This is a genomic window from Nonomuraea sp. NPDC049141, assembly GCF_040648415.1.
In the GTDB taxonomy this organism is placed as follows: Bacteria; Actinomycetota; Actinomycetes; order Streptosporangiales; family Streptosporangiaceae; genus Nonomuraea.
On the sequence record NZ_JBEZDR010000003.1, the window covers coordinates 805,992 to 819,024 of the forward strand.

The 13,033-nt window shown below is 68.7% G+C and carries 13 protein-coding genes; 3 read left to right on the plus strand and 10 right to left on the minus strand.

Features of this window, described 5'->3' with window-relative positions:
- Positions 1 to 14: 14 nt before the first annotated feature.
- Positions 15 to 908: a TIGR01777 family oxidoreductase gene (locus AB0B91_RS12160; protein WP_358318314.1), complete on the minus strand. Its 894-nt coding sequence runs from the start codon at positions 906 to 908 to the stop codon at positions 15 to 17.
- Between the two features lie 481 nt (positions 909 to 1,389).
- Between AB0B91_RS12160 and AB0B91_RS12165 the strand changes: the two genes are divergently transcribed.
- Positions 1,390 to 1,938, plus strand: a complete 549-nt coding sequence (locus AB0B91_RS12165) for a TlpA disulfide reductase family protein (protein ID WP_358318315.1) — start codon at positions 1,390 to 1,392, stop codon at positions 1,936 to 1,938.
- 243 nt (positions 1,939 to 2,181) lie between these two features.
- On the opposite strand, the gene AB0B91_RS12170 is transcribed toward AB0B91_RS12165, so the two are convergent.
- The gene (locus AB0B91_RS12170; RefSeq protein ID WP_358318316.1) at positions 2,182 to 2,313 is read right to left on the minus strand and encodes a hypothetical protein; all 132 of its coding nucleotides are present in this window, start codon (positions 2,311 to 2,313) and stop codon (positions 2,182 to 2,184) included.
- Between the two features lie 12 nt (positions 2,314 to 2,325).
- Positions 2,326 to 2,874 (minus strand): AAA family ATPase, encoded by a 549-nt coding sequence (locus tag AB0B91_RS12175; protein WP_358318317.1) that lies wholly within the window; start codon positions 2,872 to 2,874, stop codon positions 2,326 to 2,328.
- A 111-nt stretch (positions 2,875 to 2,985) separates the two neighbouring features.
- Between AB0B91_RS12175 and AB0B91_RS12180 the strand changes: the two genes are divergently transcribed.
- Together AB0B91_RS12180 and AB0B91_RS12185 are read left to right on the plus strand one after the other, a co-directional pair.
- Complete coding sequence (locus AB0B91_RS12180) at positions 2,986 to 3,888, plus strand: ABC transporter ATP-binding protein (RefSeq protein ID WP_358318318.1); 903 nt, start codon at positions 2,986 to 2,988, stop codon at positions 3,886 to 3,888.
- Positions 3,885 to 4,667 carry an ABC transporter permease gene (locus tag AB0B91_RS12185; protein ID WP_358318319.1) on the plus strand — a complete coding sequence of 261 codons (783 nt, stop codon included), beginning with the start codon at positions 3,885 to 3,887 and terminating at the stop codon, positions 4,665 to 4,667. Before AB0B91_RS12180 ends, AB0B91_RS12185 begins: the two co-directional genes overlap by 4 nt.
- 10 nt (positions 4,668 to 4,677) lie before the next feature.
- On the opposite strand, the gene AB0B91_RS12190 is transcribed toward AB0B91_RS12185, so the two are convergent.
- The 7 genes from AB0B91_RS12190 to AB0B91_RS12220 all read right to left on the minus strand — a co-directional run.
- On the minus strand, positions 4,678 to 5,649 hold the full coding sequence (locus AB0B91_RS12190) for a BadF/BadG/BcrA/BcrD ATPase family protein (protein ID WP_358318320.1): 972 nt from the start codon (positions 5,647 to 5,649) through the stop codon (positions 4,678 to 4,680).
- Positions 5,646 to 6,905 carry a 6-phospho-beta-glucosidase gene (locus AB0B91_RS12195; protein WP_358318321.1) on the minus strand — a complete coding sequence of 420 codons (1,260 nt, stop codon included), beginning with the start codon at positions 6,903 to 6,905 and terminating at the stop codon, positions 5,646 to 5,648. The genes AB0B91_RS12190 and AB0B91_RS12195 overlap by 4 nt, the downstream gene beginning before the upstream one ends.
- Entirely contained in the window at positions 6,902 to 7,804 is a 903-nt protein-coding gene (locus tag AB0B91_RS12200; protein WP_358318322.1) for a carbohydrate ABC transporter permease, read from the minus strand. The genes AB0B91_RS12195 and AB0B91_RS12200 overlap by 4 nt, the downstream gene beginning before the upstream one ends.
- Positions 7,804 to 8,787 (minus strand): sugar ABC transporter permease, encoded by a 984-nt coding sequence (locus AB0B91_RS12205; RefSeq protein WP_358318323.1) that lies wholly within the window; start codon positions 8,785 to 8,787, stop codon positions 7,804 to 7,806. Before AB0B91_RS12205 ends, AB0B91_RS12200 begins: the two co-directional genes overlap by 1 nt.
- Before the next feature lie 6 nt (positions 8,788 to 8,793).
- Entirely contained in the window at positions 8,794 to 10,113 is a 1,320-nt protein-coding gene (locus AB0B91_RS12210) for an ABC transporter substrate-binding protein (RefSeq protein WP_358318324.1), read from the minus strand.
- 48 nt (positions 10,114 to 10,161) lie between these two features.
- Positions 10,162 to 11,325 carry an ROK family transcriptional regulator gene (locus AB0B91_RS12215; RefSeq protein WP_358318325.1) on the minus strand — a complete coding sequence of 388 codons (1,164 nt, stop codon included), beginning with the start codon at positions 11,323 to 11,325 and terminating at the stop codon, positions 10,162 to 10,164.
- A gap of 127 nt (positions 11,326 to 11,452) precedes the next feature.
- A partial coding sequence (locus AB0B91_RS12220; protein WP_358318326.1) for a hypothetical protein occupies positions 11,453 to 13,033 on the minus strand: 1,581 nt, incomplete at its 5' end.

Sequence of the window (13,033 nt, forward strand, 5' to 3'; positions counted from 1 at the left end):
AGGACGAACGCACTTTAGATTATGGCGTCGAACGCCGCGTCGAGGTGGCTATGGGTGAATCTGTAGCTGGTATCGGACAGTTTCCGGGGCAGAATCCGGTGGCTGGGCAACAGCCCTTCCCGCGCGAACTCGCCGAGGCCGATGCCCAGCGCGAAGGCCGGGACCGGCATCGGCACAGTGCCCTTGTGCAGGGCTTTCCCGAGCGTGGTGGTGAACTCGGCATTGGTGACGGGATTCGGCGCGGTCAAATTAACCGCCCCCACCAAATCCCGATTTTTCAGGATATGCAGTACGGCCTGCACCCAATCATCCTCGGATATCCACGACCAGTACTGCTTCCCACTTCCCAGGGGCGCGCCGAGCCCCATCTTGAAGATGGGCAGCATTCGCCCGAGCGCCCCACCCCGCCCGCTCAACACGAGCCCGGTACGCACCTGCGCGGTCCTGACCCCGAGCTCCCCGGCGGCCCTGGCCTCACCTTCCCAGAGCTCGCACAGGTCGGCCAGAAACCCGGTGCCCTTCCCCTGGGACTCGTCGATGACCCGATCTCCGGTGTCACCGTAGAAGTCCACCCCGGAGGCCGACACCAGCACCTCGGGCGGCCGCGAGAGCTGCCGCAGCGCGTTGACGAGCACACGGGTCCCGTCGACCCGGCTCCGTACGAGCTCGCGCTTGTACGCCTCACTCCAGCGGCGGTCGGCGATGGGCGCTCCGGCCAGATGGACGACCCCCTCGGCCTCTTCGAGCGCCGAAAGATCGATCACATCCTCCCGAGGCTCCCAGTAGGCCTCCTCATCACCCTCCGGAGGCCGCCGGACCATCCGGACAACCCGCTGCCCCTGACCCCGAAGCGCCTCGACCAACAGCCCGCCGAGCAGCCCCGACGCCCCCGTAACGATGATCGTCATACTCCCACACTACGCCGGGGCCTCCCCGCGACCCACCGGCCGGCCGTCTGGAGTGTCGACCCTCTGGCGCCCACCCGCTTCGGCGGCCCGGCGCGGCCCCGCGTGCGGAAGTTGAACGCCGTACCACCGAAAGGACCTGGGGAAATTTCGGCGGCCCGATAATTCACCTTTTGGAGGTCTTGACGGACGATTGCCCCGCTGCTTGACTCCGTGGTGATCAAGAGCCCGCCGCGTTCGGAAAGGAGTGATGGGGCCGCTCGCTTGCCACGCTCTGGCCCGGAACGAGGTGCAGCGCGGGGTAGCGGACCAGCGCATATAGCGCTCTGGATTCATGCCTACATGTCGCCAAAACGCATTTCAGGCATTCCCGGGTCTCATCATAGAAAAATGCGAAATTCACTGCTGTCGCCGCGCCCGGAGTCTCCGCTGGGACCGCGGCATGCCGTGACATCAGCGATGTGTTCGTGATGAGGAGATCGTGATGGTTTTCGCTCTGTGGGCGGCAGTGCTGGTCCTCACTCTGTTGACCGTGCTCAACCTGGTGCTGATGCTCGGCGTCATCCGGAGGCTGCGCGATCACACGCAGCGGCTCGACGGCCTGTACGAGCGGTCCGGCAACCCGGGGCTCGGGCTGGAGGCCGGCGAGGTGGCGGCCGAGTTCGAGACCACGACCAGCGAGGGCGAGACGCTGACGGCCGCCTCTCTGGGTGGGCGGACCCTCATCGGCTTCTTCTCTCCCTCGTGCGCGCCCTGCAAGGAGCTCGCGCCCAAGTTCGCCGAGCTGGCCGCCGGGCGGGACGGGGTGATCGCCGTGGTCGCGGGGTTGCCCGATCAGATGGGCGACCTGCTCGACCTGCTCTCCCCGGTGGCCAAGATCGTCAACGGTGATGTGGACGGCGGGCCGCTCGCCAAGGCGTTCGGGGTGAAGGCCTTCCCCCGGGTGTTCCTGGTCGACGAGACCCGCACGGTGCTGGCCGCCGGTCACTCGCTCGACGCGCTGGACGGTGTCCTCACCCCCGCCACTGGCTGATCGCTCCTGCCCGCGCGAGCTGGTCGCGGTCGCGGGGCCGACCTGGCGCAGCGCACCGGAGATGGTGGTGATCCACGCGGCCGCGACCATCGTTCAGGCGGTCCTTCCCGTGGCCACCACCTGGCTCACCTATGTTCAGGGGGAAGATCGGTAGCTCGCACAAAGCCGCCCGGCCCAGGGTGCGGTTGGTGTAGATCGCCGTGGTGATAGGAGCGGCATCCTGCACTGGCCGAGCCTCCAGGCTCAGGCGGATGCGTCAATGCGCCGGGCTAGCGCAAGGTAGCCGTCGATGGCGCCCGGCAGCACATCAAGCCTGCGCAGCCGCACGCCGTCGTCGTCGCGTAACGCCAGCTCACCAAGAAGCGCGATCCGCACGCCGTCAGCGTCTCACGAAGCCCGGATTCCGGGCCGCCCCTGAGTGCCGCGCATCCACGAGAGGATCCGCGCCGCCAGGTCGGCGACGTCCTCGTCCCCGCTGTGGAACACCGTCGGGATCAGCGCGCGGCCTTCCGCCGCGTCCGCCAGCGCCTCCTCGGTCCACTCCCGCGGTGAGCCGCGATCTCGCAGCCGGTCCTGCCGCACCTCGTCGGGGCAGTCCAGCAGGGCCCAATGAGCCGGTTCGTGCCACCGTCCCGCCGGGGCGACCTCCCCGGGATCGGGGATCGGGGACAGCAGCAGCACCGGATGCCCGGCCCGCCGCACCATGGTCACGATGCGCGTCCACATCCGGTCGTACGCGGGCCACACGGGCGCGGCTTCCGGCACCGCGATGGGCACCCCGAGCAGCGCGCCGTCCTCCAGCAGCTCATCGGAGTCCATGACCACCAACCCGTCCGCCGCCCGCAGCAGGTACGGCAGCAAGGTCGTCTTCCCGGCGCCCGGAGCGCCCGCGAGCAGATACAGGGGCGCAAGCACGCCGCTGAGTTGATCTCCCACCCACGTGATCGTAGAGGGCGGGACGGCCACCGCATCAACCGATCGGTGGATTCCGGTGGCGACGCGCACCGGTGATCCTCGGAGCATGACAACGAGTGAGCGGGCTGAGAGATGATCGCGCTTGAGGGGCTGACCAAGCGTTATGGCGGCAAGACCGCCGTGGACGGGCTGACGTTCACCGTCGAGCCGGGCCGGGTCACCGGCTTTCTCGGGCCCAACGGAGCAGGCAAATCCACGACCATGCGGATGATCCTCGGCCTTGACCGGCCGGACGGGGGCAGCGTGACGGTCAACGGCGGCGACTATGTGAACGCACCGCTGCCGATGCGCGAAGTGGGCGCTCTCCTGGACGCCCGCGCGGTGCACGGCACGCGTACGGCGCGCAACCACCTGCGCTGGCTCGCCCACACCAACGCGATCCCGGAGAAACGGGTGGACGAGGTGCTGCGCCTGGTCGGGTTGGAATCGGTGGCGCGCAAGCGGTCCGGCACGTTCTCCCTGGGCATGGGCCAGCGGCTCGGCATCGCGGCGGCGCTGCTCGGTGATCCGCGGGTGCTGCTGTTCGACGAGCCGGTCAACGGGCTGGATCCCGAAGGCATCAAATGGATCCGCGAGCTGATGCGCGGGCTGGCCGACGAGGGTCGTACGGTCCTGGTCTCCAGCCATCTGATGAGCGAGATGGCGCTCACCGCGGATCACCTCGTCGTCATCGGCAGGGGCAGGCTGATCGCGGACGTCGGGATGCGGGAGTTCGTCCGGCACAGCTCCGGCGTGCTGGTCCGCGCGGATGACCAGGAACTGCTCACCCGCCGCCTGGTCGGCGCGGGTGCCTCCGTCGAGCCGGGCCCCGAGGCCGCGCTCGTCGTCACCGGGCTGGAGGCCGGAGAGATCGGCAAGGTCGCGACGGAGGCCGAGGTGGCGCTTTCGGAGCTGACACCTCAACGGCTCTCCCTTGAGGAGGCGTACATGAACCTGACCCGTGACAGCATCGAGTACCAGGCGGTCGTGGCATGAGGGCGAGCATCGCGGACACGTTCCACTCGGAGTGGACCAAGTTCCGCACGATCCCGTCGAACCTGTCCACCCTGCTGATCGCCGTGGTGCTCATGGCGGGTCTCGGCAGCCTCACCGCCTACCGCGCGGGCGAGGGATACCGGGCGTCGGGGGCGAGTGGCGTGTTCGACGCGACGAACATCAGCATGTACGGCGGGTTCCTGTTCGCCGAGACGGTGGTGGGTGCGCTGGGTGTGCTGGTGGTGACCTCGGAGTACGTCACCGGGATGATCCGGACGAGCCTGAGCGTGGTGCCGCGGCGAGGACGGTTGCTGGCCGCCAAGGCCGGGTTGTTCGGCGGCATCGCCCTGATCGCGGGAGAGGTCGCGAGCTTCGCCGCGTTCCTTCTCGGGCAGGCGGCCATCGCCGCCTCCGGTGCCCCCAGCGCGACGCTCGGCCAGCCCGGGGTGCTGCGGGCCGTCGCCGGGATGGGGCTGATCTGGGGGCTGGTCGGGTTGGTGGGCGTGGCGCTGGGCTGTCTGCTGCGGGGCACGATGATCGCGGTCACGGTGCTGGTGGCGGTCAACTTCCTCATCCCGATCATCGGTCCCAGGCTCCTGCCCGAGGAGGCCGGAGAGGTGCTGATGACGTACTGGCCCATCTCGGCCGGTCTCCAGGTCGCCACCACCGTGCAGAACCCCGACCGGCTGACTCCCTGGGTGGGGTTGGGGCTGATGGCCGCCTGCACCGCACTGCTGCTGGCCGTGGCGTTCGCCGTGTTTCGCTCACGGGATGCCTGAAGGCAGGCGGCTACCGGTAGGAGCCGCGCAGACGGTGTTCCGCGTCGGCGCTCGCGCCGAGCTTGTCCAGGCCCAGCAGCGCGGCGCCCACGGCCGGGGGCACCTCCACCACCCGGACCGTCGCCTTCGGTGCCGCCCGGTCGCAACCGGCGTGGATGCGGTCGAGCAGGTACCGATCGCCACCTGCGAGGACGCCGCCCCCCAGCACGATGTCCACCGGAACGTGCAGCAGATCCAACCGGCGCAGCGTCGCCGACGCGAGCAGGACCACCTCCTTGGCCAGCCGGTCGACCACCTCCCTGGCCACGGCGTCGCCGGCGCTCGCGGTCGCCAGCAGCAGCGGATTGAGCTCCTGGAGCCGGACGCGGCCGACCTCCCCGAAGTGGAGTCGCTCGACGAGGTCGGCCACCGAGGACACGGCGAAGTGCTCGGCCACCGCCCCCCGCAACGCGGTGTCGGGGCCGCGACCGTCCTCGGCCCGCACCGCCCGCCACAACGTCTCGTCGCCCAGGAACGAACCGCCGCCCCAGTCGCCGGACAGCCGGCCGATCGCGGGGAACCGCAGGGTCCGGCCGTCCGGCGCCACACCGACGCAGTTGATGCCCGCCCCGCAGACCACGGCGACCCCATGCCCGGGGGTGCCGGCGCGCAGCAGCGCGAAGATGTCGTTGTCGACGGTGATCTCCTCGGACCAGCCCAGCACGGCCAGCTCCCGCGTCAGCGCCTCCTGCTCCCGGCGGAAGTCGACTCCGGCGAGGTAGGCCGCGGTGTGCCGGGCGTACGGGGCACGAGCCGCCGGATCGAACCGCCGCGCCGCCTGCCGGACCAGCGCGTCGAGGGTGGCGGCACTGGCGGCGACCCCTATCTGCTGCGCCGACGCCCCGGGACCGCGCACCCGTGACAGCACCGTGCCGTCGGCCGCGACGAGCAGGACGTCCGTCTTCGAGTTGCCGCCGTCGATCGCCAGCACTCCGTCGATCACGCCGCCGCCCAGGGCAGGAAGTCACGGTTGACGGCGACCAGCCGGTCGGCCAGGGTCTCCGCCTGGTCGATCTGGCCGATGAGCGGGTGCGCCAGCAGCGCGTCGAACACCCGGTCACGGCCGCCGTGCAGCGCCGCCTCCAGGGCGAGGCTCTCGTACGCGGTGACGTGCGCGACCAGCCCCGAGATGGCCGGCGGCAGCGGAGCCACCGGCAGGGGGACCGGGCCGGCGCCGGTGATCCGGGCGGGGACCTCGACCACGGCGTCGGTGGGCAGGAACGGCAGGGTGGAGCCGTTGCGGACGTTCACCACCTGCACATCTCCCTTGTCGCCCAGCAGGGACGCCACCAGCCGCACCGCCGCCTCCGAGTAGTAGGCGCCACCCCGTTGCTCCAGCAACGCCGGTTTGGCGACCAGGCTCGGATCGCGGTACAGCTCAAGAAGCTGATGCTCGATCTCGCTCACGGCCTCGGCTCGCGACGGGCCGCGCCGGTCGGCCACGATCGCGTCGTGACGGTAGTAGTACTTCAGGTAGTAAGACGGCACGGCGCCGAGCCGGCGCATCACCTCGGCGGGGAGCCCGACGTGCTCGGCGAGTTCGTCGGCATGCTCGGACAGCAGCCGGGGGAGTACGTCCACGCCGTCGACGCGCACGGCCCGCACCCAGGTCAGATGGTTGAGCCCGGCGTGGTCCAGCGCGATCGTCTCCGGCGCGACACCCAGTTTCCCGGCCACCCAGCGCTCGAAGGTGATGGCGACGTTGCAGAGCCCCACCGCACGGTGACCGGCGTCGAGCAGCGCCCGGGTGACGATGCCGACCGGGTTGGTGAAGTCGACGATCCAGGCTTTCTCGCCGGCGATCCGCCGCACCCGTTCGGCGAGGTCGAGGACCACCGGCACCGTGCGCAGCGCCTTGGCCAGGCCCCCCGCACCCGTGGTCTCCTGACCGACGCAGCCGCACTCCAGCGGCACGGTCTCGTCCGTCACGCGGGCGGCCTGGCCGCCGACGCGTAGCTGGAGCAGCACGGCGGCGGCCCCGTCGGCACCGGCCTCGAGATCGGCGGTGAGGCGCACCTTGGCCGGATGACCCGCGTGATCGAGGAGGCGGCGCGCGAACCCGCCCACCACCTCCAGCCGCTCGGTGTCCGGGTCGACCAGCGCGATCTCCTCGACATCGAGATCGGCGTACTGATGGGCGATCCCGCTGACCAGTTCCGGGGTGTAGGTGGAGCCGCCTCCGACGATGGTGAGTTTCAACCCTTGACTCCTGTGAAGGTGATGCCGCGGACGAAGGACTTCTGAGCGAGGACGAAGAGGAGGATGACCGGGAGCATGACCACGACCGTCGCGGCCATGGTGAGGTTCCACTGCACCTGGTGCGCGCCCCGGAACGAGGCCAGGGCCAGCGACAGGGTCCACTGGTCCGGGTTCTCCCCGGCGTACAGCAGCGGCCCGAAATAGTCGTTCCAGGTGTACATGAAGCAGAACAGGGAGATCGCCGCGATGCCGGGCCGGGTCATCGGGAGCAGCACCCGCAGCAGCGTCCGCAGGTCGCCGCAGCCGTCCACGCGGGCGGCGTCGAGGTAGGACTGCGGGACCGTGAGGAAGAACTGCCGCAGCAGGAAGATGCTGAACGCGTCGATCAGGAAGTACGGCAGGATCAGCGGCCACAGGGTGCCCGTGAGGTGGAAACGGGCCCACAGCAGGTAGAGCGGGACCGACAGGACCTGCGGCGGTATCATCATGGCGGCGATGATCACCAGGAACACCGCCTGGCGGCCCCGCCAGCGCATCCGGGCCAGCGCGTAGGCGGCCGGGACGCTGGACAACAGCATCCCGGCGGTGGCGAGCAGCGAGTACATCATGCTGTTGCCCAGGTACTTCAGCAGCGGCGCGGTGTTGAACACCGCCGCGAAGTTCGCCGGATGCCAGGACCGCGGCCACAGATCGGCCGTCAGCGCCTGCCGGTCCGACATGAACGCGGTGAGCGCGACGAAGACCAGCGGCAGGACGAACATCAGCCCGATGGCCAGCGCGACGCTGTGCACCGCGATCCAGCGCATGAGGCCACGCCGGTTCGACCGGCGGCGGCGCGCCGGTCCGCGCCGGGACGCCGGGCCGGTGGCGAGGTCTGTGGTGGTGGTGAGCGTGGCCATCACGCCATCTCCTCGGCATGGGAAGCACGGCGTAGACGGTGCACGAAGAACACGGTGAACACCGTCGAGACCACGAACAGGGCGATGGACATGGCTGACGCGTAGCCCATGTTGTAGTAGTGGAACCCCTGCTGGTACAGCCAGACGGGGAAGGTCAGCGTCGAGTTGTCCGGGTAGCCGATGACCCGCCGGCTGCCGGCGATGTCGGCCGACCCGGAGGCCACCGAGGCCGCGACCACCGCCTGGGTGAAGTACTGCAGCCCGAGGATGATGGAGTTGATCACCCCGAAGACGAGCACCGGCGCGATCGCCGGAAGCGTGACGTGCCAGAACCGCCGCATCGAGCCCGCGCCGTCCAGGGACGCCGCTTCGTAGAGCTCGCCGGGCACGTCCAGCATCCCCGCCATGATGATGATGATCAGCTCGCCCGAGGCCCACAGGGTGAGCAGGGTCAACGCGGGTTTGGCCCACGCCGGGTCGCTGAACCACAGTGGCCCGGAGACGCCGAACCAGCTCAGCACCGTGTTGACCGGCCCGGTGCCGGGATTGAAGAGGAAGGTGAAGGCCAGGGTGGCCGCCACCGGCGGAGCCAGCGCGGGCAGGTAGATCAGCGTCCGGAACAGCCCCGCGCCGTTTCTCACCCGGACCAGCACGGCCGCGACTCCGGTGGCGAAGACCAGGCGGAGCACGGTGATGACGATGACCAGCCACACGGTGTTGTAGGCCGCCTTGCGGGCCAGCGGATCGCCCCAGAGCAGGAAGACGTAGTTGCGCAGCCCGACCCACACCGGAGCGTTGAGCAGGTCGTAGCGGGTGAAGGAGTAGTAGACCAGCGCGACGAGCGGGTAGACGACGAACAGCGCCAATCCGGCCAGCGCCGGTGCCATGAAGGCCAGTGGCCGTATCCAGTGTCCCGGCCGCGGCCGGATCCACCTGGTGAAGGGGGATCCGGCCACGTGCGTGGTGTGCGGTGCGGCGGTCATCAGCGGTCAGCTGCCGAGTTGCGCGTCGGCGTCGATCTGTGTGCCCGTCTTGGCCAGTCCCGCCTTCAGGTCGGGGACGCCACCGCTCTGGTAGGAGATGGCGAAGTCCTCGGCGGACTTGAGGTAGGCGCCGCCGTTCGCGCTGGCCGGGTTCGTGGCCAGGTTCGGGTTGGCGAAGATGTCGAGGAAGGTCTTGAAGTGGACGTCCTTCTGCAGCGTCGGATCCTGCAGCGCGGGGACCGTGGACGGGACGTTCTTGAGGCCATGGGCCAGTTCCTGCAGGGCGCCGGGGTCGGTCGACAGATACTTGACCAGCTCCCAGCCGGCACCGGCGTTCTTGGCGCCCTTGGGGATCCCGATGATCGTTCCGGTGGTGTAGCCGCCGCCGTACAGGTCGGGCTTGTTGTCCGCGACCGGGAACGGAGCCGTGGCGTAGTCCAGCTTGGGCGCTTCCGCCTCGATGAAGGCGGTGCGGAACTCACCGTCCATCGCCATGGCGATCTGCCCCTTTTCAAAGGCATGGTCCGGTGAGTACTCCTGGCCGAGACCGGCCGTGAACTTCGCCAGCTTGTCGCGCCCGTAGAAGTCGGTGAACTTCTTCGCCCACTCCAGCATCGCCTGCCACTGGGGGTCGGTGCCGAGGGTGGACTTTCCGTCCTGGCCCGCCCACTGGGCGCCCCAGCTGGCCGCCCACATCTGCACGTGGTTGGCGTAGAAGCCGATCGTGGGCACGAACCCGGCGACCTTGATGGATCCGTCGGGGTTCCGCACCGTCAGCTTCTTCGCGGCTTCGAACAGCTCCGACATCGTCTTCGGGGGCGCGCTGATGCCGGCCTTGGCGAACATCGCCTTGTTGTAGTAGAGGCCGTAGACGTCGGCGAGCAGCGGCATCGCGCAGCGCGTGCCCTTGAACTCGGTGTACGCGCGGGTGGCGGCGGGAAGCTGGTTCAGGTCCACCTTGTCGCGGGCGATGTAGTCCTTGAGGTCCTGCCAGGCGCCGCCGGAGCAGAACTGGCCGATGTTGTCGGTGGAGAAGGAGATGGCGACGTCTGGAGGGTTTCCTCCTCTGATCGCCTGGGCGACCTTGTCGTCGTCCTGGCTTCCCTGGTTCTTGACCGTGATGTTCGGGTGCTTGGCCTGGAAACCGTCCAGCACCTTCTGGAGCACTCCCAGCTCGCGACCGCTGAACTTGCTCCAGACGCTCAGGGAGACCTTCTCGCCGGCGCTCGGCGCATTGGCCGTACCCGATGAGCTCGTCTCCGGGGCGCACGCGCTCGCCAGGAGCGCGAATGCCGCACACGCCGCCGCGACACCGATTCGTCGCATTGATACCCTCCAAGGGGGGTGAACTGCTGACCCGCCGCCATGGTCAGGTCAAGGGGTCGGGGTTACTGTGAACACCTCTTCGCGGGCCGCGGCCAATGCCAGCCGCAGCGCGCCTGAGCGAACCGGGTTACCGGTCAGCAGGCTCGGTTGAATCTTTGGGCGGGGAAGGACGAGTTCGCCCAGTTCCTCGGTGACCAGGCCGCACAGGACGCTGCCGCCGGCCCGGCCGATGTCGCCGGTGAGGACCACCAGCGCGGGATCGACCACGGACACCACACCCGCCACGGCCAGCGCCACCCGGCGGGCCAGGTCCCGGAGGAAGGCCGACCGTGCTACAGGGTCCGTGCCGAGGTCCTCCGCGAGCAGCTTCTCCAGATCGTCTCCGGCGAGCCCGTGCGCGTGGGCCAGCTCCAGGACCGCCCTGGTGCCGAGCACGTCACCGATGCGCCGGCCGCCGGTCACGCCGGTGGGCGGGCAGGGCATCCAGTCGATCTCGCCGGCGCCGCCGGAGGAGCCCCGTAACAAACGCCCGCCCGAGACCACCGCGGCACCGATCCCGCGCCCCATCCAGATCAGTACGAAGTCGTCGACTCCGACGGCTTGGCCGACCGCCATCTCGTCGAGGGCGACCAGGTTGACGTCGTTCTCGACGGCCACTGACGTGGAAAGGGATCCGGACAGCCGATCCAGGACGTCGAAGCCCTGCCACGGCGGCAGGTGCGGGGCGAAGTGCAGGTGCCCGGTGCGCGCGTCCACGGAGCCGGGCACTCCCACGACGACCCGGTGGAGTTGCCCGGTGGTCAGGCCCACCTCGCCGGCGGCGACGGAGACCGCGCGGCACAGATCATCGACGTCGAGGTCCGCCTCATCGACGGGACGGTATCGATGCTCGGCGACGATCTCCCCGCAGATGTCGGACACCGCTATGTCCACCGTGCGCGGGGTGAGGTCGACCGCCGCCACGTGGGCCAGCGCGCCGTTGACCGCCCAGCGTTGCGCGCGCGGCCCCTTGCCGCCCTCACGGAGCCCCGCGCGCCGTACGTGACCGCTCTCCTCCAGCCGGAGCAGGAGGTCGGCTGTCGCCGGTTTCGACAGGCCGATGTGTGATTCCAGCTCCAATCGGGTCAGCGGCCCTCGATCGAGCAGAGCCAGCAGCGCCGCGCGGTCATTGATCCGGCGCAGCAGCTGGGGGCTTCCCCCGCGCTGTTCCACTTAGGACACTCCCTTACTAGTCTGGGAACTTCCCAGACTATTTCCGAGGAATGTACCTCATGCACATCGGCCCACGTCAAGAGGCCACCACGTGATTTTTGGTCACGTGATGGCCTCACCGGAAGTGCTAGTTGGAGTTGTCCGGCCACGACGACGGCACGTTGTTCAGGAACAAGGACTTGCCGCTCAAGGGCTCGCACCACACCCCGCGGTCGCCCGTGCAGAAGTCGTCCCGCTCGTAGCCGGACCAGTTGGCGATCGGTCCGGCGCTGGCCGGTCCGGCGAGATGCTTCCAGGTCGGCAGCGTGCCGTCGATGAGCGTGCTGCCGAAGGAGTACATCCTCGTGCGGTCGGGGTAGTAGGTGATGGATGCGTTATTGCTCGAATCGAGCTGTTTTTTCATGATGTTGTTGAAGAAGATGTTGTTGTAGCCGGACGATCCCGACCACTTCACCGCCTTCTTCCCGGCGGCCCACCAGATCGGGTACCACTGCGAGTCGTCCGGTGGGCTCCCGCCCTCGTCGCCGCAGTTGCTGTAACAACTGCCCGGCCGGTGCCCGTAGGGCGTGTTGACCCGGTTGAGCTCGAAGATGTTGTTGCGCTCCCAGCCGCCGTGCAGGTTGAGGTCGGAGTCGAAGTCGTTGCCGATGGCCACGTTGCCGGACGAGGACCACTGGAAGGTGAAGTGCCGCAGGTTACGGGTGGCGTTGCCGGCGTACACCGAGTCCCAGACGCGGGAGCCGCGGAAGTAGCCGTTGCCGCCCTTGCCCTTGTTCCAGGCGCCTTCCAGGTAGTTGTTGATCACCGAAAGGTTCTTGGCCTCTTCGGTCACGATGGCGTGGGAACCGGTCATGTACGACCGGACTCCCTTGATCCACCCGTTGATCGCCCACTTCAGCACGATGCCATGCATCTCCCCGGCCGGATCCATGTTGCCGTAGTTGTGGCTGGCCGAGGCTGGCTCCTCGGAGGGCAGGTCCTGGGTGAAGTACAGGTTCTCGATCCCCACTCCCAGGACCGGATCGACGATCGGCGACGCCTTGGAGTCGAAGGGCTTGTCGAGCCCGGGAATGGGTTTCGAACCATCGGAGGTGGAGTTGACCGGCACGTCGAACTCCAGCGGCTTGTCCAGCGTGATGGTCTTGCCGTTGACCGCCGTGATCTTGAAGATCTGCTGCCGCATGTGCAGGTTCTGCAGTGGGTGCTCGGTCGGGACGGCCTCCATCTGCTGGTAGAACTTCATCGTGTTGGCGGCGCGGATGTTCACGTACGCGCCGGCCTTGAAGTTCGCCATGATCTTGCTGTTGGTGTTGTCGTCCAGGGCGATCTCCATGTCGCCTGTCCGCGCGGCGAGTCCCTCCCCCCACTTCGCGCTCTTCTTCAGCTTCGCGCCGACCTTCCAGTGCACGTTCACCGTGCCTTCGAAGATGTCCTTGCGATTCTGCGGCGCCGCTTTCCAGCCGTTGTCGTAGTCGGGATGGTGCTCCCTGGCCTGCACCCGGAACAGGCCGCGCCCCGGCCAGATCCATCCGCCGGGGGCGAGGTCCGCGTTGCCGTCTCCGCGATCGACGGTCATCGCGTCCTCGTCCCAGTCCGATCCGTCCGGGGTGAGCTTGATGCCCCTATGGATGTCAAGCAGTTCAAGGGGCGGCCTTGGAGTCCTGTGGGTGGCGGATGATCCGGTAGATGTCGCGGGCGATGTAACGCT

Coding starts and splice junctions, on each gene's coding strand:
- AB0B91_RS12160 (WP_358318314.1), bottom strand. CDS start 908: ATGACGATCATCGTTACGGGGGCGTCGGGGCTGCTCGGCGGGCTGTTG.
- AB0B91_RS12165 (WP_358318315.1), top strand. CDS start 1,390: ATGGTTTTCGCTCTGTGGGCGGCAGTGCTGGTCCTCACTCTGTTGACC.
- AB0B91_RS12180 (WP_358318318.1), top strand. CDS start 2,986: ATGATCGCGCTTGAGGGGCTGACCAAGCGTTATGGCGGCAAGACCGCC.
- AB0B91_RS12185 (WP_358318319.1), top strand. CDS start 3,885: ATGAGGGCGAGCATCGCGGACACGTTCCACTCGGAGTGGACCAAGTTC.
- AB0B91_RS12200 (WP_358318322.1), bottom strand. CDS start 7,804: ATGGCCACGCTCACCACCACCACAGACCTCGCCACCGGCCCGGCGTCC.
- AB0B91_RS12205 (WP_358318323.1), bottom strand. CDS start 8,787: ATGACCGCCGCACCGCACACCACGCACGTGGCCGGATCCCCCTTCACC.
- AB0B91_RS12210 (WP_358318324.1), bottom strand. CDS start 10,113: ATGCGACGAATCGGTGTCGCGGCGGCGTGTGCGGCATTCGCGCTCCTG.